33 protein-coding genes are annotated in these 20113 nt (G+C 39.4%); all 33 read left to right on the forward strand.

Going from position 1 to position 20113, the window contains the following annotated elements; translation table 11 throughout:
• The 33 genes from fusA to eno all read left to right on the forward strand — a co-directional run bounded on the left by fusA (window position 1) and on the right by eno (window position 20110).
• Window positions 1-2112 (forward strand): elongation factor G, encoded by a 2112-nt coding sequence (gene fusA / locus IE056_RS11715; RefSeq protein WP_189604902.1) that lies wholly within the window; start codon window positions 1-3, stop codon window positions 2110-2112.
• An 11-nt stretch (window positions 2113-2123) separates the two neighbouring features.
• A complete protein-coding gene (gene rpsJ, locus IE056_RS11720) occupies window positions 2124-2429 on the forward strand; it encodes a 30S ribosomal protein S10 (RefSeq protein WP_010181931.1) in 306 nt (101 codons plus the stop codon).
• Between the two features lie 142 nt (window positions 2430-2571).
• Window positions 2572-3183, forward strand: a complete 612-nt coding sequence (gene rplC / locus IE056_RS11725; RefSeq protein WP_189604903.1) for a 50S ribosomal protein L3 — start codon at window positions 2572-2574, stop codon at window positions 3181-3183.
• Window positions 3183-3812, forward strand: a complete 630-nt coding sequence (gene rplD, locus IE056_RS11730) for a 50S ribosomal protein L4 (protein WP_189604904.1) — start codon at window positions 3183-3185, stop codon at window positions 3810-3812. The genes rplC and rplD overlap by 1 nt, the downstream gene beginning before the upstream one ends.
• Before the next feature lie 5 nt (window positions 3813-3817).
• Window positions 3818-4108 (forward strand): 50S ribosomal protein L23, encoded by a 291-nt coding sequence (rplW, locus tag IE056_RS11735; RefSeq protein ID WP_189604905.1) that lies wholly within the window; start codon window positions 3818-3820, stop codon window positions 4106-4108.
• Window positions 4109-4117: 9 nt separating this feature from the next.
• On the forward strand, window positions 4118-4945 hold the full coding sequence (rplB, locus tag IE056_RS11740; protein WP_189604906.1) for a 50S ribosomal protein L2: 828 nt from the start codon (window positions 4118-4120) through the stop codon (window positions 4943-4945).
• A gap of 6 nt (window positions 4946-4951) precedes the next feature.
• Window positions 4952-5230 carry a 30S ribosomal protein S19 gene (gene rpsS, locus IE056_RS11745; RefSeq protein ID WP_189604907.1) on the forward strand — a complete coding sequence of 93 codons (279 nt, stop codon included), beginning with the start codon at window positions 4952-4954 and terminating at the stop codon, window positions 5228-5230.
• Window positions 5231-5238: 8 nt separating this feature from the next.
• Window positions 5239-5646 carry a 50S ribosomal protein L22 gene (gene rplV / locus IE056_RS11750; protein ID WP_189604908.1) on the forward strand — a complete coding sequence of 136 codons (408 nt, stop codon included), beginning with the start codon at window positions 5239-5241 and terminating at the stop codon, window positions 5644-5646.
• Between the two features lie 8 nt (window positions 5647-5654).
• The gene (gene rpsC, locus IE056_RS11755) at window positions 5655-6377 is read left to right on the forward strand and encodes a 30S ribosomal protein S3 (protein WP_189604909.1); all 723 of its coding nucleotides are present in this window, start codon (window positions 5655-5657) and stop codon (window positions 6375-6377) included.
• Between the two features lie 19 nt (window positions 6378-6396).
• Complete coding sequence (gene rplP, locus IE056_RS11760; protein WP_189604910.1) at window positions 6397-6816, forward strand: 50S ribosomal protein L16; 420 nt, start codon at window positions 6397-6399, stop codon at window positions 6814-6816.
• Between the two features lie 11 nt (window positions 6817-6827).
• Complete coding sequence (gene rpmC, locus IE056_RS11765) at window positions 6828-7019, forward strand: 50S ribosomal protein L29 (RefSeq protein WP_189604911.1); 192 nt, start codon at window positions 6828-6830, stop codon at window positions 7017-7019.
• Between the two features lie 17 nt (window positions 7020-7036).
• On the forward strand, window positions 7037-7294 hold the full coding sequence (gene rpsQ / locus IE056_RS11770) for a 30S ribosomal protein S17 (RefSeq protein ID WP_189604912.1): 258 nt from the start codon (window positions 7037-7039) through the stop codon (window positions 7292-7294).
• 2 nt (window positions 7295-7296) lie between these two features.
• The gene (gene rplN, locus IE056_RS11775) at window positions 7297-7665 is read left to right on the forward strand and encodes a 50S ribosomal protein L14 (protein ID WP_189604913.1); all 369 of its coding nucleotides are present in this window, start codon (window positions 7297-7299) and stop codon (window positions 7663-7665) included.
• A 12-nt stretch (window positions 7666-7677) separates the two neighbouring features.
• Window positions 7678-7989 (forward strand): 50S ribosomal protein L24, encoded by a 312-nt coding sequence (rplX, locus tag IE056_RS11780; protein WP_189604914.1) that lies wholly within the window; start codon window positions 7678-7680, stop codon window positions 7987-7989.
• A 2-nt stretch (window positions 7990-7991) separates the two neighbouring features.
• A complete protein-coding gene (gene rplE / locus IE056_RS11785) occupies window positions 7992-8543 on the forward strand; it encodes a 50S ribosomal protein L5 (protein WP_189604915.1) in 552 nt (183 codons plus the stop codon).
• Window positions 8544-8545: 2 nt separating this feature from the next.
• Window positions 8546-8815, forward strand: coding sequence for a 30S ribosomal protein S14 (rpsN, locus tag IE056_RS11790; protein WP_189604916.1), 270 nt, complete (start codon window positions 8546-8548; stop codon window positions 8813-8815).
• A gap of 60 nt (window positions 8816-8875) precedes the next feature.
• A complete protein-coding gene (gene rpsH / locus IE056_RS11795) occupies window positions 8876-9274 on the forward strand; it encodes a 30S ribosomal protein S8 (protein WP_189604917.1) in 399 nt (132 codons plus the stop codon).
• Between the two features lie 19 nt (window positions 9275-9293).
• Window positions 9294-9836 (forward strand): 50S ribosomal protein L6, encoded by a 543-nt coding sequence (gene rplF, locus IE056_RS11800; protein WP_189604918.1) that lies wholly within the window; start codon window positions 9294-9296, stop codon window positions 9834-9836.
• Between the two features lie 12 nt (window positions 9837-9848).
• A complete protein-coding gene (gene rplR, locus IE056_RS11805; protein ID WP_189604919.1) occupies window positions 9849-10205 on the forward strand; it encodes a 50S ribosomal protein L18 in 357 nt (118 codons plus the stop codon).
• Between the two features lie 5 nt (window positions 10206-10210).
• On the forward strand, window positions 10211-10735 hold the full coding sequence (gene rpsE, locus IE056_RS11810; protein ID WP_189604920.1) for a 30S ribosomal protein S5: 525 nt from the start codon (window positions 10211-10213) through the stop codon (window positions 10733-10735).
• 11 nt (window positions 10736-10746) lie between these two features.
• Window positions 10747-10929 carry a 50S ribosomal protein L30 gene (rpmD, locus tag IE056_RS11815; RefSeq protein ID WP_189604921.1) on the forward strand — a complete coding sequence of 61 codons (183 nt, stop codon included), beginning with the start codon at window positions 10747-10749 and terminating at the stop codon, window positions 10927-10929.
• A gap of 9 nt (window positions 10930-10938) precedes the next feature.
• Window positions 10939-11391 (forward strand): 50S ribosomal protein L15, encoded by a 453-nt coding sequence (gene rplO, locus IE056_RS11820; protein ID WP_189604922.1) that lies wholly within the window; start codon window positions 10939-10941, stop codon window positions 11389-11391.
• Window positions 11392-11401: 10 nt separating this feature from the next.
• Entirely contained in the window at window positions 11402-12739 is a 1338-nt protein-coding gene (gene secY, locus IE056_RS11825; RefSeq protein WP_189604923.1) for a preprotein translocase subunit SecY, read from the forward strand.
• Window positions 12739-12954 carry a translation initiation factor IF-1 gene (gene infA, locus IE056_RS11830; RefSeq protein WP_111127775.1) on the forward strand — a complete coding sequence of 72 codons (216 nt, stop codon included), beginning with the start codon at window positions 12739-12741 and terminating at the stop codon, window positions 12952-12954. Before secY ends, infA begins: the two co-directional genes overlap by 1 nt.
• Window positions 12955-12959: 5 nt before the next feature.
• Window positions 12960-13076, forward strand: a complete 117-nt coding sequence (gene ykgO, locus IE056_RS11835; RefSeq protein ID WP_015361145.1) for a type B 50S ribosomal protein L36 — start codon at window positions 12960-12962, stop codon at window positions 13074-13076.
• Between the two features lie 2 nt (window positions 13077-13078).
• Window positions 13079-13453: a 30S ribosomal protein S13 gene (gene rpsM, locus IE056_RS11840; protein ID WP_189604924.1), complete on the forward strand. Its 375-nt coding sequence runs from the start codon at window positions 13079-13081 to the stop codon at window positions 13451-13453.
• An 8-nt stretch (window positions 13454-13461) separates the two neighbouring features.
• Window positions 13462-13857 (forward strand): 30S ribosomal protein S11, encoded by a 396-nt coding sequence (gene rpsK, locus IE056_RS11845; protein ID WP_189604925.1) that lies wholly within the window; start codon window positions 13462-13464, stop codon window positions 13855-13857.
• Window positions 13858-13947: 90 nt separating this feature from the next.
• Window positions 13948-14553 (forward strand): 30S ribosomal protein S4, encoded by a 606-nt coding sequence (gene rpsD / locus IE056_RS11850; protein WP_189604926.1) that lies wholly within the window; start codon window positions 13948-13950, stop codon window positions 14551-14553.
• A gap of 20 nt (window positions 14554-14573) precedes the next feature.
• Window positions 14574-15566, forward strand: coding sequence for a DNA-directed RNA polymerase subunit alpha (locus tag IE056_RS11855; protein WP_189604927.1), 993 nt, complete (start codon window positions 14574-14576; stop codon window positions 15564-15566).
• Between the two features lie 98 nt (window positions 15567-15664).
• Complete coding sequence (gene rplQ, locus IE056_RS11860; protein ID WP_189604928.1) at window positions 15665-16159, forward strand: 50S ribosomal protein L17; 495 nt, start codon at window positions 15665-15667, stop codon at window positions 16157-16159.
• Between the two features lie 142 nt (window positions 16160-16301).
• On the forward strand, window positions 16302-17414 hold the full coding sequence (gene carA, locus IE056_RS11865; RefSeq protein WP_189604929.1) for a glutamine-hydrolyzing carbamoyl-phosphate synthase small subunit: 1113 nt from the start codon (window positions 16302-16304) through the stop codon (window positions 17412-17414).
• 88 nt (window positions 17415-17502) lie between these two features.
• Window positions 17503-18039, forward strand: coding sequence for a hypothetical protein (locus IE056_RS11870; RefSeq protein ID WP_189604930.1), 537 nt, complete (start codon window positions 17503-17505; stop codon window positions 18037-18039).
• Window positions 18040-18817: 778 nt separating this feature from the next.
• Entirely contained in the window at window positions 18818-20110 is a 1293-nt protein-coding gene (eno, locus tag IE056_RS11875; protein WP_189604931.1) for a phosphopyruvate hydratase, read from the forward strand.
• The last annotated feature ends 3 nt before the right edge of the window (window positions 20111-20113 follow it).

Genomic DNA, 20113 nt, shown 5'->3' on the forward strand with positions numbered 1-20113 from the left:
ATGGCACAAAGAGATTTAAAATTTACAAGAAATATAGGTATTGCTGCGCACATTGATGCGGGTAAAACTACAACGACAGAGCGTATTCTGTTCTACACGGGGATTAGCCATAAGATTGGTGAAGTTCACGATGGAGCTGCAACCATGGACTGGATGGAGCAAGAGCAGGAGAGGGGTATCACCATTACTTCTGCAGCGACTCACTGTAAGTGGATGTACCGCGATCAGGAATTTACAGTGAATATCATTGATACTCCTGGTCACGTTGACTTTACTGTTGAGGTGGAGCGTTCTTTACGTGTGCTTGATGGGATGGTTGCTCTTTTCAGTGCGGTTGATGGTGTTGAGCCACAATCTGAAACTGTTTGGAGACAGGCAGACAAATATAAAGTTCCAAGACTTGGATTCGTGAATAAGATGGACCGTCAGGGTGCAGATTTCTTTAAAGTATGTAACCAGGTTAGGGAAATGCTTGGAGGGAACCCAGTTCCTTTGCAGGTACCAATTGGTGACGAAGTTGACTTTAAAGGGGTTGTTGATCTTATCTCTAAGAAAGCAATCATCTGGAACGAGGAAGATTTTGGAATGACTTACGAAACCATTGATATTCCTGAGGAATTAATGGAAGACGTAAATAAATACAGAGCGGAACTTGTAGAGGCAGTTGCCGAATATGATGAGGCTCTTATGGAGAAGTTCTTCGAAGATGAGGACTCTATTACTGAAGATGAAATTATTGCCGCGCTTAGGGCTGCGACAATAGACATGTCTATTATCCCGATGATGTGTGGGTCTTCTTTTAAGAATAAAGGGGTTCAGGCTATGTTGGATGCAGTAATGCGTTACCTTCCTTCACCTGTAGATGTTGAAGCCATTGTTGGTGTAAATCCAGATACAGAAGAAGAGGAAAAACGTAAGCCTAACGTAGATTCTCCATTTTCAGCTTTAGCTTTTAAAATTGCTACAGATCCTTTCGTAGGTCGTTTGGCTTTCTTTAGAGTTTATTCGGGAGCGTTGGATGCTGGATCTTATGTTCAGAACAACCGTTCCGGGAAAAAAGAACGTATTTCACGTATCTACCAGATGCACGCAAACAAACAACAGCCAATTGATAGAATTGAGGCTGGAGATATTGGTGCGGCTGTTGGGTTTAAAGATATTAAAACAGGAGATACCTTAACAGATGAGAAACATCCAATCGTATTGGAGTCAATGTCTTTCCCTGAGCCTGTAATTGGTATTTCTGTGGAGCCTAAAACAAAGGCAGATGTGGATAAAATGGGTATGGCTTTGGCAAAACTAGCTGAAGAGGATCCAACTTTCCAGGTTAAAACTGATGAAGTTTCCGGACAAACAATTATTTCAGGAATGGGTGAGCTTCACCTTGAGATCCTGGTAGATCGTTTGAAAAGAGAATTTAAGGTTGAAGTAAATGAAGGTCAGCCTCGTGTTGAGTACAAGGAAACAGTTACAAAAGTAGCAGATCATAGAGAGGTTTACAAAAAGCAGTCTGGGGGTCGTGGTAAGTTTGGTGACATTGTATTCAAACTTGGACCTGCAGACGAAGACTTTAAAGGTCCTGGTCTTCAATTTGTTGATGAGATTAAAGGTGGTCGTATTCCTAAAGAATTTATTCCTTCAGTGGAAAAAGGATTTAGAGAGGCGATGAAAACCGGTCCTATGGCAGGTTTCACCATGGATACTTTAAAAGTAAATCTTTTGGATGGTTCTTTCCACCCTGTGGATTCCGATCAACTTTCTTTTGAGTTGGCTGCAAAAATGGGATATAAAGAGGCGGCTAAAAAAGCCGGTGCTGTAATCCTTGAGCCAATCATGAAAGTAGAAGTGGTTACCCCGGAAGAGAATATGGGTGATATAGTAGGAGATTTGAACAGACGTCGTGGACAGGTAAACAACATGTCAGACAGGTCTGGTGCAAAAGTGATCAAAGCTGAAGTGCCATTATCTGAGATGTTTGGATATGTAACTACTTTGCGTACCCTATCTTCGGGACGTGCAACCTCTACTATGGAATTCTCTCACTATGCTGAAACTCCTTCTAATATTTCAGAAGCGATCATGAAGGCAGAAAAGGGAACCGCTAACGAATAATTATCAGGAAAATGAGTCAGAAAATCAGAATAAAACTAAAATCTTACGATCATAACCTGGTAGATAAATCTGCCGAGAAGATTGTAAAAACCGTAAAAAGTACGGGTGCTGTAGTAACGGGTCCAATTCCGTTGCCAACACATAAAAAGATCTTTACCGTATTGCGTTCTCCGCACGTTAATAAAAAGTCCAGGGAACAATTTCAGTTAAGCTCTTATAAAAGGTTACTTGATATATACAGTTCTTCATCCAAAACGATTGATGCTCTTATGAAACTTGAATTGCCAAGTGGAGTAGAAGTGGAGATCAAAGTGTGATGATGCTGCATCCTTTCAAAGGGATGTCTAACATGTCCTGAGCTTGTTGGCGAGGGAAAAACGGAGAAAAATACATTCAGGATTGGAAGTATTTTCAATCCTGAATATTTTTAAATAAGTAATATTAATTAATAATTAAACTATGTCTGGGTTAATAGGAAAAAAGATTGGCATGACCAGCATTTTTGACGAGAACGGAAAAAACATTCCCTGTACCGTTATTGAAGCAGGACCATGCGTAATTACCCAAGTCAGAACCGAGGAGGTTGACGGGTACACAGCTCTTCAACTTGGTTTCGATGACAAAAAGACTGCTAATAAAGCTGCTGAAGGGCACGCTAAAAAAGCCGGAGCCGCAGCAATGCGCAAAGTCGTTGAATTCAAGGGATTTGAAGGAGAGCACAAACTAGGTGATAGTATCACCGTTGAGCATTTTACTGAAGGCGAATTTGTAGACGTTTCCGGTATTAGTAAAGGTAAAGGTTTCCAGGGTGTTGTAAAGCGTCATGGATTTGGCGGTGTAGGACAAGCTACTCACGGTCAACATAACCGTTTAAGAGCTCCTGGTTCTATTGGTGCCGCTTCATATCCTGCAAGAGTTTTCAAGGGAATGAGAATGGCCGGTAGAATGGGTGGTGATAAAGTAAAAGTAGAAAACCTGAGAATTCTTAAAGTAATAGCCGATAAGAATCTACTTGTTATAAGTGGAGCCGTACCGGGACATAAGAACTCTTATGTAATCATTCAGAAGTAATGGAAATAGCAGTTTTAGATATAAAAGGAAAAGAAACAGGTAGAAAGGCAAACCTTTCTGACGCTGTTTTTGCGATTGAGCCTAATAACCATGCTGTTTATCTTGATGTAAAACAATACCTGGCTAACCAACGTCAGGGAACACATAAGGCGAAAGAACGTGCAGAGATTGCAGGTTCAACCCGTAAGATCAAGAAACAAAAAGGTACAGGTACTGCCCGTGCGGGAAGTATCAAGTCTCCAATTTTCAAAGGTGGAGGTAGAGTTTTTGGTCCAAGACCAAGAAGCTATTCTTTCAAATTGAATAAGAACCTTAAAAGATTGGCTCGTAAATCGGCTCTGTCGATTAAAGCCAATGACAACTCTATTGTAGTTGTGGAAGATTTTTCATTCGATACTCCAAAGACCAAGAACTTCACAGAGGTTTTAAAGGCCTTAGGACTAGACAATAAAAAATCTTTGATAGTGTTGGGTGACTCAAATAAAAACGTATATTTGTCCTCACGCAATTTAAAGACTTCTGAGGTTGTAAGTGCTTCAGAATTAAGTACTTACAAAATACTAAATGCAAGTAATCTTGTGTTTTTAGAGGGCTCTCTAGAAGGAATTGAGTCGAATTTAAGTAAATAAGCATTATGAGTATCTTAATAAAACCTATTATTACAGAAAAAGCCACTGCAGATAGCGAACTTAATAATCGCTTTGCTTTTGTGGTAAGTAATCGGGCGAATAAGATTGAAATAAAAGACGCAGTTGAGTCTGCTTATGGTGTTTCAGTTACTAAAGTTCGTACGATAAATGTCCGTCCAGACAGAAAATCCCGTTATACAAAAACGGGTGTTGTTACTGGTAAAACCAGTGCTTATAAAAAAGCACTAGTACAGGTGGCGGAAGGTGAAACTATTGATTTGTACAGTAATCTCTAAGATTAAAAAATGTCAGTTAGAAAATTAAAACCAATCACCCCTGGTCAGCGATTTAGAGTAGTAAACGGATTTGACGCGATTACTACTGATAAGCCGGAGAAGAGTTTATTAGCTCCGAACAAAAGATCAGGTGGTAGAAACAGTCAGGGAAAAATGACCATGCGCTATATTGGTGGTGGTCATAAAAAGCGTTACAGAATTATCGATTTTAAAAGGGACAAGCACGGGATTCCGGCTACTGTCGCTACTATAGAATACGATCCTAACAGAACTGCTTTTATCGCGCTATTGAATTATCAGGATGGCGAAAAACGATATATTATTGCTCAAAATGGACTTCAGGTTGGGCAGAATATAGTATCTGGTGCCGAAGCAGTTGCTCCGGAAATTGGAAATGCAATGCCTTTGGCGAACATTCCATTGGGTACTATTGTCTCTTGTATCGAGTTAAGACCCGGACAGGGAGCTGTAATGGCTCGTAGTGCCGGTGCTTTTGCTCAATTAATGGCAAGAGAAGGGAAGTATGCAACCATTAAATTACCTTCAGGAGAGATTCGTAGGGTATTGGCTTCCTGTATTGCTACAATTGGCGCTGTATCTAACAGTGATCACCAGTTGTTAGTATCAGGTAAAGCTGGTAGACATAGATGGTTGGGTAGAAGACCAAGAACAAGACCGGTAGTTATGAACCCAGTAGATCACCCAATGGGTGGTGGGGAAGGCCGTTCTTCTGGAGGTCACCCTCGTTCTAGAAAAGGTATTCCTGCTAAAGGATTTAGAACCCGTTCTAAAACGAAATCGAGTAATAAATATATTGTAGAACGTAGAAAGAAATAATAAGATATGGCACGTTCATTAAAAAAAGGACCTTACGTTCACTATAAGTTAGAGCAAAAAGTAGCTCAGAACACTGAGTCTGGAAAGAAAACGGTTATCAAGACTTGGTCTAGAGCCTCTATGATCACTCCAGATTTTGTTGGGCAAACTATTGCAGTACATAACGGACGTCAATTCGTTCCTGTGTATGTTACCGAGAACATGGTAGGTCACAAATTAGGTGAATTTTCGCCAACAAGATCTTTTAGAGGTCATGCTGGTGCTAAAAATAAAGGTAAAAAATAATTGAAGCTATGGGAGTTCGTAAAAGAGAAAGAGCAGAGCAGGTAAAAGAAGCTAAGAAGCAAGTAGCTTTCGCTAAACTGAATAACTGCCCTACTTCACCAAGAAAAATGCGCTTAGTTGCAGATTTAGTTCGTGGTGAAAAAGTAGAAAGAGCGCTTCATATTTTGAAATTCAATTCTAAGGATGCATCTAAAAGCATAGAAAAGCTATTATTGTCGGCTATTGCTAATTGGCAGGCTAAGAATGAGGATGCGAGTATCGAAGATGCAGAATTGTTTGTAAAAGAGATTCGTGTAGATGGAGGAAGTATGTTAAAAAGACTACGTCCTGCACCGCAGGGTCGCGCACACAGAATTAGAAAACGTTCCAATCACGTTACAATAGTGCTTGGAGAGAACAATAATACACAAAGCTAAGTAAGAGTATGGGACAAAAAACAAATCCAATCGGGAATCGCCTTGGTATCATTAGAGGATGGGAATCCAACTGGTACGGAGGAAATGACTACGGCGATAAATTAGCCGAAGACGATAAGATTAGAAAATACATCCATGCTCGTTTATCTAAAGCGAGTGTATCAAGGGTAATTATTGAGCGTACGCTTAAACTTGTAACCGTTACTATCACCACTGCCCGTCCTGGTATTATTATTGGGAAAGGTGGACAGGAGGTAGACAAGTTGAAAGAAGAGCTTAAGAAGATTACCGACAAGGAAGTTCAGATCAATATCTTTGAAATCAAAAGACCAGAACTTGATGCTCATTTAGTAGGATCAAGTATTGCAAGACAAATAGAGAATCGTATCTCTTACCGTCGTGCAATTAAGATGGCTATTGCGGCTGCAATGAGAATGAATGCTGAAGGAATTAAAGTTCAAATTTCAGGCCGTTTAAACGGTGCTGAGATGGCGCGTTCTGAAGGATACAAAGATGGTCGTATTCCATTGTCAACTTTTAGAGCCGATATTGACTATGCTTTGGTTGAGGCACACACTACCTATGGTAGACTAGGTGTTAAAGTATGGATCATGAAAGGTGAGGTTTACGGTAAAAGAGAACTTTCTCCACTTGTTGGCATGGCCAAAAAACAAGGAGGAAAAACCGGAGCCGGACGAGGTGGTGCAAACAAATCACGTCGTAGAAAGTAATTTTTTAAAGTAAAGAAAAATGTTACAGCCTAAAAGAACAAAATATCGCAAAATGCAAAAGGGCCGCATGAAAGGAAATGCTCAAAGAGGGCATAGACTTTCTAACGGAACTTTTGGAATCAAGTCTTTAGATTCGAGTTTTGTGACTGCAAGACAAATAGAAGCTGCGCGTATTGCTGCTACCCGTTATATGAAAAGAGAAGGTTCATTATGGATTAAGATATTTCCAGACAAACCTATCACAAAGAAACCTCTTGAAGTACGTATGGGTAAAGGTAAAGGTGCCGTAGAATATTGGGCAGCAGTTGTGAAGCCAGGAAGAATTCTTTTCGAAATAGGAGGGGTTCCATTTGATGTTGCAAAAGAGGCATTGCGTCTTGCAGCACAAAAATTACCTGTAAAAACTAAGTTCATCGTAGCTAGAGATTATCAAGCTTAATAAGAGACGTTATGAAACAATCAGAAGTAAGAGAATTGTCTGTAGCAGAATTACAGGAAGAACTTGGAAAATCAAGGAAAGCATATTCCGATTTGAAAATGGCTCACGCAGTATCGCCATTAGAGAACCCAATACAGCTTAGAGCTGTAAGAAGATCTATAGCGCGTATTGCTACAGAGTTAACTAAAAGAGAACAACAATAAGTGTTATTCTGCTGAAAATGGAAAAAAGAAACTTAAGAAAAGAACGTATAGGTGTTGTTACCAGTAATAAGATGACGAAATCAATAGTGGTTTCTGAAACTAAAAAAGTAAAACACCCCATGTATGGAAAATTCGTTTTGAAAACGAAAAAATATGTGGCACACGACGAAACAAATGACTGCAACGAAGGAGATACTGTAAGGATCATGGAAACAAGACCTATGAGTAAATCTAAGTGTTGGAGATTAGTAGAAATAATTGAAAGAGCGAAGTAAAAATGGTACAACAAGAGTCTAGATTAAGAGTAGCAGACAATACCGGAGCTAAAGAAGTTTTAGTGATTCGTGTATTGGGCGGTACAAATAGAAGATACGCTTCTGTTGGAGACAAAATAGTTGTCAGCGTTAAAGAAGCTACACCTAACGGGAATGTTAAAAAAGGTGCAGTTTCAACAGCAGTTGTTGTTCGTACCAAGAAAGAAGTGCGCAGACCAGACGGATCTTACATCCGTTTTGACGATAATGCATGTGTCCTTTTGAACCCTACCGGGGAGATGAGAGGAACTCGTGTTTTTGGTCCTGTAGCACGTGAGCTTCGTGATAAGCAGTTCATGAAGATTGTATCATTAGCGCCTGAAGTGCTTTAATACAGAGAAAAAATGAGAAAGCTTAAGATAAAAACAGGAGATACCGTACGTGTTATTGCCGGAGACCACAAAGGTCAGGAAGGTAAAGTGCAACAGGTTCTTCTGGATAAAAACAAAGCCATTGTGGAAGGTGTAAACCAGGTTTCCAAACATGAGAAGCCAAGTGCAGCAAATCCACAGGGAGGAATAAAAAAGAAGGAAGCACCTATCCATATTTCTAACTTGTCATTGATTGATAAAAATGGTGACACTACCAGAGTTGGATATAGAGAAGAGAACGATAAGAAAGTAAGGTATTCCAAAAAATCCAATGAAGTAATTTAGTTATGGCGTACGTACCAAGACTTAAACAAGAGTATAAGGAGAGAGTAATCTCTGCTCTAACAGAAGAATTCAGCTACTCTAACGTAATGGAGGTCCCAAAACTTGAAAAAATAGTTTTGAGCCGTGGCGTTGGTGCAGCTGTTGCAGATAAGAAACTTATTGATCATGCAGTAGATGAATTGACTGCAATTACAGGTCAAAAGGCGATAGCGACCATATCTAAAAAGGATGTTGCTTCTTTCAAGCTTCGTAAAGGAATGCCAATTGGCGCAAAAGTTACTTTACGTGGAGAAAGAATGTACGAATTTTTGGATCGTTTGATCACTTCGGCACTTCCACGTGTACGTGATTTTAACGGGATCAAGGCGACAGGTTTTGACGGAAGAGGAAATTATAATTTGGGTGTAACAGAACAAATTATTTTCCCTGAGATTGATATTGACAAAGTGAACCGTATCAACGGGATGGATATTACATTCGTAACCACTGCCAGTACCGATAAAGAAGCAAAATCATTGTTAACTGAACTAGGATTACCTTTTAAAAAGAATTAATTATGGCTAAAGAATCAATGAAAGCCCGTGAGGTGAAGAGACAAAAATTGGTAGAAAAGTATGCAGAGAAGCGCAAGGCTCTTAAAGAAGCCGGCGATTACGAAGCATTACAAAAACTTCCAAAAAACTCATCACCGGTACGTTTGCACAATCGTTGCAAATTAACCGGAAGACCTCGTGGGTATATGAGACAGTTTGGTCTTTCCCGTGTTACTTTCAGGGAAATGGCTAACAATGGATTAATTCCTGGTGTTAGAAAGGCTAGTTGGTAAAATTATAAATTGGAGGAAGGTTCGTGTAATAACGAAAACCACTTTCGCAAATTCAAATAGATGAATACAGATCCTATTGCAGATTATTTAACAAGAATTAGAAATGCCGTTGCTGCCAGCCATAGAGTTGTTGAGATCCCGGCTTCTAATCTTAAAAAGGAAATCACTAAAATTTTATTCGATCAGGGATATATTCTTAGTTACAAATTCGAAGATACTACCGCTCAGGGAACTATCAAGATAGCTCTTAAGTATGATAGAACTACTAAAGAGTCTGTAATCAAGAAAATTCAACGAATAAGTAAACCTGGTTTGCGTAAGTATGCCGGTGCCAACGAGCTTCCAAGGATCCTAAATGGTTTAGGAATCGCTATCGTTTCTACTTCTCACGGTGTGATGACAGGGAAACAGGCACAGCAGGAAAAAGTTGGTGGCGAGGTATTGTGCTACGTTTACTAATATTTAAAGACGAAAAGAAATGTCAAGAATAGGTAAAAATCCAATCACAATTCCTGAAGGTGTTACAGTAGACCTTAAAGACGGAGTTGTTACGGTAAAAGGAAAATTAGGAGAACTTACTCAAAAGATCGAAGATATCGATGTTAAAATCGAAGACGGAGTGATTACCTTTGAGCGTTCTTCAGATAAAAAAGATCTTAAAGCTAAGCACGGTTTATACCGTTCTTTAATCAGTAATATGATTGAAGGTGTAGCTAATGGCTTCACGAAAGAGCTGGAATTAGTAGGTGTTGGATACAGAGCTTCTAACCAGGGTCAAAAATTAGACCTTGCAATTGGGTTCTCTCATAACATTGTATTAGATTTGGCCCCTGAAATTAAGGTGGAAACAATTTCTGATAAAGGTAAAAACCCTATCGTGAAATTGACTTCATATGATAAGCAGTTGGTAGGCCAGGTTGCTGCGAAAATTCGGTCTTTCCGTGCTCCTGAACCTTACAAAGGAAAAGGAATCAAGTTTAGAGGAGAGCAATTAAGAAGAAAAGCAGGTAAATCAGCTTAATAAGTTTAGATTATGTCAGTATCAAAACAAGATAGAAGAAATAAGATCAGGAAGAGAATCCGTAGGGATATCACCGGAACTGATGTGCGTCCAAGATTATCAGTATTTAGAAGTAATAAAGAGATTTATGCTCAGATAGTGAATGATGTGGATGGTAAAACATTAGTATCTGCTTCCTCAAGAGATAAAGATGTTACTTCGGAAGAAGGAAATAAGAGAGAGCAGGCAGCATTAGTTGGAAAAGCTATTGCTGAAAAAGCTTTGAAAGCCGGAATAGAAACCATTTCTTTCGACAGAAGCGGTTACCTATACCACGGAAGAGTTAAATCATTAGCAGAAGGTGCTCGCGAAGGAGGACTTAAATTCTAGAAGATATGTATCAGGATTATAAAAACGTAGAACTTGTAAAGCCGGGCGGACTTGAATTAAAAGATCGTTTGGTAGGTGTACAACGTGTTACTAAAGTTACAAAGGGTGGTAGAGCATTTGGTTTTTCTGCTATTGTAGTGGTTGGTGATGAAAATGGTGTTGTAGGCCAGGGGTTAGGAAAGTCTAAAGAAGTTGCAGATGCTATTTCTAAGGCTGTTGAGGACGCTAAGAAAAACTTGGTACGTATCCCTTTGAATAAGGGTACATTGCCACACGAGCAAAAAGGTAAGTATGGTGGAGCCAGAGTAATGTTACTTCCGGCTGCAGCTGGTACCGGAGTTATTGCCGGTGGTGCGATTCGTGCGGTATTGGAGTCTGTTGGTGTACATGATGTACTTTCAAAGAACCAGGGATCTTCAAACCCACACAACGTGGTAAAAGCTACTTTTGATGCTTTACTAAAGTTGAGAAGTGCTCAAACTGTTGCCAAGCAACGAGGGATTTCTCTTGAAAAAGTTTTTAAAGGATAATACAGGGAAAAATGGGAAAGATAAAAGTTACTCAGGTAAAAAGTGCTATTAAACGCACTCAAAACCAAAAACGTACTTTGGAAGCACTTGGCCTTAAGAAAATAGGACAGGTTGTGGAGCACGAGAATACGCCAAACATCCTTGGTATGGTAAATAAAGTTAAACACTTGGTTTCCGCAGAGGAAACAAAATAATAAATTCACATGGATTTAAGTAACTTAAAACCTGCAAAAGGTTCAGTTCAAAGTAACAGTAAGCGTGTTGGGCGTGGAGAAGGATCAGGGAAAGGCGGTACTGCCACCCGTGGTCACAAAGGTGCCAAATCACGTTCTGGTTACTCCAGGAAAATTGGATTTGAAGGAGGGCAGATGCCACTTCAAAGACGGGTTCCAAAATTTGGCTTCACTAATATAAACCGTAAGGAGTATCAGGGGGTAAATTTAGATGTTCTTCAATCGATGGTTGATGAAGGTCGAATTACCGATACTGTTGATATGGATGTGTTGGTTGAAAACGGATTAGCCCGTAAAAACGAATTAGTTAAGATATTAGGTAGAGGGGAATTAAAGGCTAAGTTGAAGATATCTGTTCATAAATTTACTGCCTCAGCAAAGCAAGCTATTGAAGCGGCTGGTGGTGAAGCTGTTACTTTATAATAGATAAACAATGAAATTCATCAATACAATAAAGAATATCTGGAAAATTGAGGAACTAAAAAACAGAATTTTAGTAACCCTTGGTTTGTTGTTGGTGTATCGGTTTGGAGCACAGGTTGTGCTTCCAGGAATCGATGCATCTCAATTATCCAATCTGGCCAATCAAACAGATGGGGGGCTCTTGGGGCTTCTTAATGCATTTACAGGAGGAGCATTTTCGAATGCTTCTGTTTTTGCGTTGGGAATTATGCCTTATATCTCTGCTTCTATTGTGGTCCAGTTAATGGGTATTGCTGTTCCTTACCTTCAGAAGTTACAAAAAGAAGGAGAGAGCGGCAGGAGAAAGATCAACCAGATCACCCGATGGTTAACCATTGCCATTACGCTTGTACAGGGTCCCGGATACATTTACAACCTTTTTGCTACACTTCCTTCAAGTGCATTCCTGCTTGGAAATGAAGTGACTTTTGTTGTTTCTTCGGTGATCATACTTGCAACCGGTACCATCTTCGCGATGTGGTTGGGTGAAAAGATCACTGATAAGGGAATTGGAAACGGTATCTCTTTATTGATTATGGTGGGTATTATAGCCACTTTGCCACAGGCCTTCATTCAGGAATTTGCTTCCAGAGTGTTCGAATCAAATGGAGGAGCTATCATGATCCTTATTGAATTGGTGATTTGGTTTGCAATTATTCTCGCTTCTGTAATGTTAGTGATGGCTGTACGACGTATACCTGTACAATATGCCAGAAGAACAGCTTCGGGAGGATATGAGAAGAATGTTTTTGGATCAAGACAATACATTCCTTTAAAGCTTAATGCTTCAGGGGTGATGCCGATTATTTTTGCACAGGCAATAATGTTTATACCTGCAGCGGTTGCCGGACTTTCTGAGTCTGAAACTGCACAAGGAGTAACTGCTGCCTTCAGTGATATCTTCGGATTTTGGTACAATTTAGTGTTTGCGTTGTTAATTATAATTTTTACGTACTTTTACACCGCGATTACAGTACCTACCAATAAAATGGCAGATGATTTAAAACGAAGTGGTGGTTTTATTCCAGGGATTCGTCCAGGGTCTGAAACAGCCGACTTTTTAGATAGGATTATGTCTCAAATTACCCTTCCCGGGTCAATATTCCTGGCATTAATTGCAGTGTTCCCTGCTATTATTGTTTCCTTGTTGGGTGTACAGCAAGGTTGGGCGTTGTTCTTTGGAGGTACTTCGTTATTAATTATGGTTGGAGTTGCAATAGATACTATGCAACAGGTGAATTCTTATCTGTTAAATAGACACTATGATGGATTGATGAAAACCGGTAAAAACAGAAAAGCAGTAGCATAATGGCAAAACAACCGGCGATAGAACAGGACGGAACAATTGTTGAAGCATTGTCTAACGCAATGTTCCGGGTAGAATTAGAAAATGGTCACATTGTGACTGCACATATTTCAGGTAAGATGCGTATGCATTACATTAAGTTGTTACCTGGGGACAAAGTGAAATTAGAAATGAGTCCTTATGATTTATCTAAGGCTCGAATAACTTACAGATACTAATAACTATGAAGGTTAGAGCATCAATTAAAAAGAGAAGTGCCGACTGCAAAATTGTACGAAGAAAAGGCAGACTGTACGTGATAAACAAAAAGAATCCAAAATTTAAACAAAGACAAGGGTAGTTATGGCTAGAATTGCAGGTGTTGATATACCAAAACAAAAGCGAGGCGTTATAGCGTTGACCTATATCTTCGGAATTGGAAAAAGCAGGGCGCAAGAGATCCTTCAGGAAGCCAATGTTGAGGAAGGCAAAAAAGTTTCAGATTGGAACGATGATGAAATCGGGAGAATCCGTGAAGCTGTTGGTGGCTATAAGATTGAAGGTGAACTACGTTCAGAAGTTCAGTTGAGCATTAAACGTTTAATGGATATTGGAAGTTACAGAGGGATTCGTCACAGAGCGGGATTACCGTTGAGAGGGCAAAGAACCAAAAACAACTCCAGAACCAGAAAAGGAAGAAGAAAAACAGTTGCCAACAAGAAGAAAGCAACTAAATAATAAGTAGGATGGCAAAAGCAAAAGCAAAAGCAACTCAAAAGAAACGTAAGGTTAATGTTGAGTCTATTGGAGAGGCGCATGTTACTGCTTCTTTCAACAACATTATCGTTTCATTAACAAATAAGAAAGGTGATGTTATCTCCTGGTCTTCTGCCGGTAAAATGGGCTTTAGAGGATCTAAGAAGAACACTCCTTATGCTGCACAGTTAGCAGCAGAAGATGCGTCTAAAGTAGCTCACGAAGCTGGTTTGCGCAAAGTTAAAGTATATGTGAAAGGTCCTGGAAATGGTAGAGAATCTGCTATTCGTTCCCTTCACAATGCAGGAATTGAAGTAACCGAGATCATCGATGTTACTCCACTACCACACAACGGATGTCGTCCTCCTAAAAGACGTAGAGTTTAATTAATTAATAAGTATAACAAAGAAAGCAAAAAGATCTGCGAAGGACAGTGACCTTAATTCCTGATCGCTTTCTTAATAATCAAATTTTAAATGGCAAGATATACTGGTCCTAAGACTAAAATAGCTCGTAAGTTTGGAGAAGCTATTTTCGGAGACGATAAATCTTTTGAGAAAAGAAATTATCCTCCGGGACAACACGGTAACAACCGTCGTCGTGGTAAAAAATCTGAATATGCTATCCAGTTAATGGAAAAGCAAAAAGCAAAATATACCTATGGTATTTTGGAGCGTCAATTCAGAAACATGTTCGAAAAAGCAACGAGTGCTCAGGGTATTACCGGGGAAGTGCTTTTACAATTGTGTGAATCTCGTTTAGACAACGTAGTTTACAGAATGGGTATTGCACCTTCCAGAAGAGGAGCAAGACAATTGGTTTCTCACAGACATATTACTGTAAATGGTGAATTGGTAAATATCCCATCTTACCAGCTAAAAGCGGGTGATGTTGTAGGTGTAAGAGAAAAGTCAAAATCTTTGACTGCTATTCAGGAATCACTTTCCAACAGTAGCAGTGTATATGAATGGATTACCTGGAACAATGAGACCAAACAAGGAACATATGTTTCTGTACCTGGAAGAGTTCAGATTCCAGAAAATATAAATGAACAATTCATCGTCGAATTATATTCGAAATAATAATTCACAGAAGTCGTAATATGGCAATATTAAATTTTCAGAAGCCCGATAAAGTTATAATGATTGATTCAACCGATTTCGAAGGGAAATTTGAATTTCGTCCTTTGGAACCCGGGTATGGATTGACCGTTGGTAACGCTTTAAGAAGAGTACTGTTATCTTCACTTGAAGGATTCGCAATCACATCGGTACGTATCGAAGGGGTTGATCACGAATTTTCAACAATCCCTGGGGTTGTAGAGGATGTAACAGAAATAATTTTGAACCTGAAACAGATCAGGTTCAAAAGGCAAATTGATGAAATAGACAACGAGGCCGTTACAATTTCTGTTACAGGAGAAGACCAGCTTACTGCCGGGCATTTTCAAAAATTTATTTCGGGATTCCAGATCCTTAATCCAGAGTTGGTGATTTGCAACATGGATAAGAAGGTGAACCTGAACATGGAAGTTACTGTAGAAAAAGGTAGAGGGTATGTTCCTGCAGAAGAGAACAAGAAAGCCAATGCTCCATTAGGAACAATCTATACAGATTCTATTTACACTCCAATAAAGAATGTAAAGTACAGTATAGAAAACTACCGTGTTGAACAGAAAACAGACTATGAAAAACTGGTTTTTGAGATCAGTACAGATGGTTCTATTCATCCAAAAGATGCGCTTACTGAAGCGGCAAAAACTTTGATCCACCACTTTATGTTGTTCTCTGATGAACGCATTACGCTGGAGGCCGATGAGATTGCCCAAACAGAAACGTATGATGAGGAATCACTTCATATGCGCCAGTTGCTTAAAACCAAACTGGTAGATATGGATCTTTCTGTAAGAGCTTTGAACTGTTTAAAAGCAGCCGAAGTTGATACTCTTGGAGACCTGGTATCCTACAACAAGAATGATTTGATGAAGTTCAGAAACTTTGGTAAGAAATCGTTAACCGAACTTGAAGAGTTGGTTAACAACAAAGGATTGAACTTTGGAATGGATCTTTCGAAATATAAACTTGATAAAGACTAGTTGCTTTTATTTAGCAAAAGTCAATATATCTTATATAATAACCATCATAGTTTGCTCCTCAAAAAGGGTAGTAGCAAGATGATGAAACAAAAAATGTCATGAGACACGGAAAAAAAATAAATCACTTAGGAAGAAAAACAGCACACCGTTCGGCTATGTTAGCCAATATGGCCTGTTCCCTAATTGAACATAAACGTATTAATACAACTGTAGCAAAGGCGAAAGCCCTTAAACAGTTCGTAGAGCCTTTAGTGACTAAATCTAAAGAGGATACTACTCACAACAGAAGAATCGTTTTCAGTAAACTGCGTGACAAAAATGCACTTTCTGAACTATTTCGTGAAGTAGCGCCCAAAGTAGGAGATCGTCCCGGAGGTTATACAAGAATCATTAAGCTTGGTAACCGTTTAGGAGATAATGCTGATATGGCACTTATTGAACTGGTAGATTACAACGAGATCTACAACGTGAACAAGCCAGAGAAGAAAAAATCTACTCGTAGAGCTGGTAGAAAGAAAGCTACCGATACTGCACAGGCTGCTCCGGCACCTGAAGCTTCTGAAAAAAAATCAGATGAAGGTAAAGAAGAATAGAAATGAAATTTTCTAGATATTTTAAAAAGGATAAGCATTTGTAGCTTATCCTTTTTTTTATATCATTTTTTTAAGTTGTTTTGTATCTGGGAAGGTCAAAAACCCAGGAGTTTAAAATAGAATAATTCGGTATAATAATCATATGAAGTATCAAACCAGAAAAAAAGCAATTGTCCTGTTGGCAGATGGAACTATCTTTCATGGGAGAGCTGTGGGCGACAAAGAAGGTAAAGCCTTTGGAGAAGTATGTTTTAACACGGGAATGACCGGCTATCAGGAGATCTTTACAGATCCTTCCTACTTTGGCCAGCTCATGGTGACCACCAATGCACATATTGGAAATTATGGCACCAACGAAAATGAAGAGGAAGCAGATACTGCCCAGATTTCCGGGCTAATTTGTAAAAACTTCAGTTACTATCATTCTAGGCCTGGTGCCGATATGTCTTTGCAGGATTTCCTGGGAAAAAGTAACCTGTTTGCCATTTCGGATGTAGATACCAGGGCACTGGTTACCTATATTCGTGAAAATGGAGCTATGAATGCTGTGATCACCACAGAGGTTGATAATATTGAACAACTGAAAAGAGAACTTGCAGAAGTTCCTGACATGGATGGACTGGAACTGGCTTCTAAAGTTTCTACCAAAGAACCTTATTTCTTCGGAAGTGAAGAAGCTGATTATAAAGTGGCCGTTCTGGATGTTGGAGTGAAAAGAAATATCCTGAAGCACCTGGCAAAAAGGAACGTATACTGCAAGGTTTTTCCATACAATACCTCTTATCAGGAAATGAAGGAGTGGAACCCTCATGGTTATCTTCTATCTAACGGGCCTGGAGACCCTGCGCCACTAGTAAATGCCATTCAATTAGCTAAAGATATAATGGAAGAGGATAAACCTCTCTTCGGAATATGTTTAGGACATCAGATCATTGCTTTGGCTAACGGAATTTCAACCTACAAAATGCACCACGGGCATAGGGGAATCAACCATCCAATCCTGAACCTGGAAACCGGAAAAGGAGAAATAACTTCCCAAAACCACGGGTTTTCTGTTAACAAAGAAGAGACAGAATCTCATCCTGAAGTAAGTATCACGCACACGCACCTGAATGATCATACAGTTGCAGGAATAAGGATGAAGAATAAAAATTGCTTTTCAGTGCAGTATCACCCAGAGGCGAGTCCGGGGCCTAATGATGCTCATTATTTATTTGATGAGTTCATTCATAATCTTATCAAAGAAAAAGCATAAGAAGTGTAAAAAGCCTAAAATGAGAAATTTAGGCTTTTTTCTTTTTAATCTGTGTAAATCTATTAGTTTAGCGGGCTAAATTACTAGTGTGAAAAACCTACTACTACTTTTAGTATTTTTACTTTCTTTTTCTATTAGCGCACAACATAATCCTGGAAAGACACAAAACCAGTTTTCTGTGTCTTTTTTACTTCCGGGGCTGGAATATGAAACAGTTCTTTCTGATAAAACCACCATTGATTTTAGAGTTGGGACCGGTTTTACCTTTGCTATGGGAAAATCAATCGGGACGCAATTCGGAATTTACCCCAATTTTCATACCCAGTATCGTTATTATTACAACTTTGAAAAACGTGCTGACAAAGGAAAAAATACCAGTAACAACAGTGGAAATTATTTTGCGCTTAATGGTGGCTTATATGGGGGGAAGCCTCTTATAGGTGAAATTGAATACAATATGAATTACGGTGCAGAAATTGGACCGGTTTGGGGGATACAGAGGGTCTATAAAAGTGGGTTTAAATTAGATCTGCATCTGGGGCTTGGCTACTCCTTCAACGACCTTGGAAATTCAGGGTTTTCTTCGTTAATAAGCTTCAGGTTAGGATGGCTCCTCTTCAATTAGGAGCTTTTCTGCTCTTTTTTATCGCCGGATTCCCGCAGGTATATGCGCTGAGAAATCCTGTTCTCAATGCAGGTTTTGATAATTAACATCAAACTCAATTTGATAATCATTACTTCGGAAAATTAATTGCCGGAGTTCAACTTTACCATTGGAAGTTCCTTGCTCCGGAATTGGGTGTGGAAACCTATTATGGAAGCATTCGGGATCACGATATTTACTGGATGCTAAAACCCGGTGGATTTGGGTCGGTTTTCAAACGCCTTGTTTAAGAGTGCTTTTTTGCGGTGGTTTATACGCTAATAACCAAAATCAAAATAGGAAAGGAAGATGCTTTTATTTCATTTAGTCCAACATATCATAACGGAAAATTAAGTGCAAGAGGTTGGTGTTATATTTATAATACAGGAAACGAAACTTATGGATTTACGGAAAGGCAAAGAAATCTGCTGGGATTTCCTTTTGGAATTTTTCACTGGGATTTGAAGGTTTTCAGTTCAAACTGAGAAGTACTGGTTCCCCCTTATTTTTTAATTATACACGCATGGATACCAGAGAAGCTTTTCGGCAAATGGAATTTTCAGATGATTAGGTGCAGGTTTTCAATGGGCCATAGCAATACTATAGGATTCGGGGTGAGGTTCTATTTAAATTCTTTTCCTCCCGCAAACGATTAAGTGAATTTTTGCTAATAAATGCCTTAAAACACCTGCTTTTCCTCGTTTTTTTCGCCTTGTATTCGTATATTGCTATTCGTATAATTTAATCAATAAAAGTTACTATGAGTATCATAATCAACATTCACGCACGTCAAATTTTTGACTCCAGAGGAAACCCAACAGTAGAAGTAGATGTAATTACCGAAAACGGAGTCCTGGGTAGGGCAGCAGTACCTTCGGGAGCATCAACGGGAGAACATGAAGCTGTCGAATTAAGAGATGGTGGAAGTGACTACATGGGAAAAGGTGTTTCTAAAGCAGTCGAAAATGTAAATGACATCATTGCAGAAGAATTGTTAGGTTCTTCAGTTTTTGATCAGAATCTGATCGATCAAACAATGATTGAGCTCGATGGTACTCCAAATAAATCAAAATTAGGTGCAAATGCCATTTTAGGTGTTTCTCTTGCAGTGGCAAAAGCTGCTGCAAACGAATTGAATATGCCGCTTTACCGTTACATTGGTGGCGTGAGTGCAAACACTCTTCCGGTGCCAATGATGAACATCATCAACGGCGGATCGCATAGTGATGCACCTATTGCATTTCAGGAATTCATGGTAATGCCTGTTAAGGCTAAGAATTTTTCCGAAGCATTAAAGATGGGGACGGAAATTTTCCACAACCTTAAAAAGGTGTTGCACAAAAGAGGTCTTAGTACCGCTGTGGGTGATGAAGGTGGTTTTGCGCCTACCTTAGATGGTACAGAGGATGCACTGGATACCATCCTGCAGTCTATCAAGAACGCCGGGTACAAACCGGGAGAAGAGGTGATGATCGCTCTGGATTGTGCTGCGGCCGAATTCTATGAAGATGGGAAATATGACTATACCAAGTTCGAAGGTGATAAAGGAAAGGTGAGAAGCAGTGAAGAACAGGCAGATTATCTTGCCAGTCTTGCTGAAAAATATCCTATTATTTCTATCGAAGACGGAATGGATGAAAACGACTGGGATGGTTGGAAATATCTTACCGAAAAAACAAAAAATAAGGTGCAGTTGGTAGGAGACGATTTATTTGTTACCAACGTGGAAAGGCTTTCAAAAGGAATTGAGAATAACATCGCCAATTCTATTTTGATCAAAGTAAACCAGATTGGTACTCTAACCGAAACTATTGCTGCCGTAAATATGGCGCACAATGCAGGCTATACTTCTGTAATGTCTCACCGTTCTGGTGAAACTGAAGATAATACCATTGCCGATCTTGCAGTGGCATTGAACACAGGCCAGATCAAAACCGGTTCTGCTTCCAGAAGTGACAGGATGGCGAAATACAATCAATTGCTTAGGATCGAGGAAGAGCTTGGTTCTGTAGCCTATTACCCTCAGGAAAAAGCCTTTAAACTGAAGAAATAGATT

The sequence above is a fragment of the Salinimicrobium marinum genome (genome assembly GCF_014651535.1).
GTDB lineage: Bacteria > Bacteroidota > Bacteroidia > Flavobacteriales > Flavobacteriaceae > Salinimicrobium > Salinimicrobium marinum.

Coding starts and splice junctions, on each gene's coding strand:
- rpmC (WP_189604911.1), top strand. CDS start 6,828: ATGAAACAATCAGAAGTAAGAGAATTGTCTGTAGCAGAATTACAGGAA.
- rplD (WP_189604904.1), top strand. CDS start 3,183: ATGGAAATAGCAGTTTTAGATATAAAAGGAAAAGAAACAGGTAGAAAG.
- infA (WP_111127775.1), top strand. CDS start 12,739: ATGGCAAAACAACCGGCGATAGAACAGGACGGAACAATTGTTGAAGCA.
- rpsH (WP_189604917.1), top strand. CDS start 8,876: ATGAATACAGATCCTATTGCAGATTATTTAACAAGAATTAGAAATGCC.
- rplF (WP_189604918.1), top strand. CDS start 9,294: ATGTCAAGAATAGGTAAAAATCCAATCACAATTCCTGAAGGTGTTACA.
- rpsS (WP_189604907.1), top strand. CDS start 4,952: ATGGCACGTTCATTAAAAAAAGGACCTTACGTTCACTATAAGTTAGAG.
- ykgO (WP_015361145.1), top strand. CDS start 12,960: ATGAAGGTTAGAGCATCAATTAAAAAGAGAAGTGCCGACTGCAAAATT.
- carA (WP_189604929.1), top strand. CDS start 16,302: ATGAAGTATCAAACCAGAAAAAAAGCAATTGTCCTGTTGGCAGATGGA.
- rplR (WP_189604919.1), top strand. CDS start 9,849: ATGTCAGTATCAAAACAAGATAGAAGAAATAAGATCAGGAAGAGAATC.
- rpsQ (WP_189604912.1), top strand. CDS start 7,037: ATGGAAAAAAGAAACTTAAGAAAAGAACGTATAGGTGTTGTTACCAGT.
- secY (WP_189604923.1), top strand. CDS start 11,402: ATGAAATTCATCAATACAATAAAGAATATCTGGAAAATTGAGGAACTA.
- rplB (WP_189604906.1), top strand. CDS start 4,118: ATGTCAGTTAGAAAATTAAAACCAATCACCCCTGGTCAGCGATTTAGA.
- fusA (WP_189604902.1), top strand. CDS start 1: ATGGCACAAAGAGATTTAAAATTTACAAGAAATATAGGTATTGCTGCG.
- rpsE (WP_189604920.1), top strand. CDS start 10,211: ATGTATCAGGATTATAAAAACGTAGAACTTGTAAAGCCGGGCGGACTT.
- rplN (WP_189604913.1), top strand. CDS start 7,297: ATGGTACAACAAGAGTCTAGATTAAGAGTAGCAGACAATACCGGAGCT.
- rplC (WP_189604903.1), top strand. CDS start 2,572: ATGTCTGGGTTAATAGGAAAAAAGATTGGCATGACCAGCATTTTTGAC.
- rplV (WP_189604908.1), top strand. CDS start 5,239: ATGGGAGTTCGTAAAAGAGAAAGAGCAGAGCAGGTAAAAGAAGCTAAG.
- rpsM (WP_189604924.1), top strand. CDS start 13,079: ATGGCTAGAATTGCAGGTGTTGATATACCAAAACAAAAGCGAGGCGTT.
- rpmD (WP_189604921.1), top strand. CDS start 10,747: ATGGGAAAGATAAAAGTTACTCAGGTAAAAAGTGCTATTAAACGCACT.
- rplQ (WP_189604928.1), top strand. CDS start 15,665: ATGAGACACGGAAAAAAAATAAATCACTTAGGAAGAAAAACAGCACAC.
- rplO (WP_189604922.1), top strand. CDS start 10,939: ATGGATTTAAGTAACTTAAAACCTGCAAAAGGTTCAGTTCAAAGTAAC.
- rpsN (WP_189604916.1), top strand. CDS start 8,546: ATGGCTAAAGAATCAATGAAAGCCCGTGAGGTGAAGAGACAAAAATTG.
- IE056_RS11855 (WP_189604927.1), top strand. CDS start 14,574: ATGGCAATATTAAATTTTCAGAAGCCCGATAAAGTTATAATGATTGAT.
- rpsK (WP_189604925.1), top strand. CDS start 13,462: ATGGCAAAAGCAAAAGCAAAAGCAACTCAAAAGAAACGTAAGGTTAAT.
- rplP (WP_189604910.1), top strand. CDS start 6,397: ATGTTACAGCCTAAAAGAACAAAATATCGCAAAATGCAAAAGGGCCGC.
- rplW (WP_189604905.1), top strand. CDS start 3,818: ATGAGTATCTTAATAAAACCTATTATTACAGAAAAAGCCACTGCAGAT.
- eno (WP_189604931.1), top strand. CDS start 18,818: ATGAGTATCATAATCAACATTCACGCACGTCAAATTTTTGACTCCAGA.
- rpsC (WP_189604909.1), top strand. CDS start 5,655: ATGGGACAAAAAACAAATCCAATCGGGAATCGCCTTGGTATCATTAGA.
- rpsD (WP_189604926.1), top strand. CDS start 13,948: ATGGCAAGATATACTGGTCCTAAGACTAAAATAGCTCGTAAGTTTGGA.
- rplX (WP_189604914.1), top strand. CDS start 7,678: ATGAGAAAGCTTAAGATAAAAACAGGAGATACCGTACGTGTTATTGCC.
- rpsJ (WP_010181931.1), top strand. CDS start 2,124: ATGAGTCAGAAAATCAGAATAAAACTAAAATCTTACGATCATAACCTG.
- rplE (WP_189604915.1), top strand. CDS start 7,992: ATGGCGTACGTACCAAGACTTAAACAAGAGTATAAGGAGAGAGTAATC.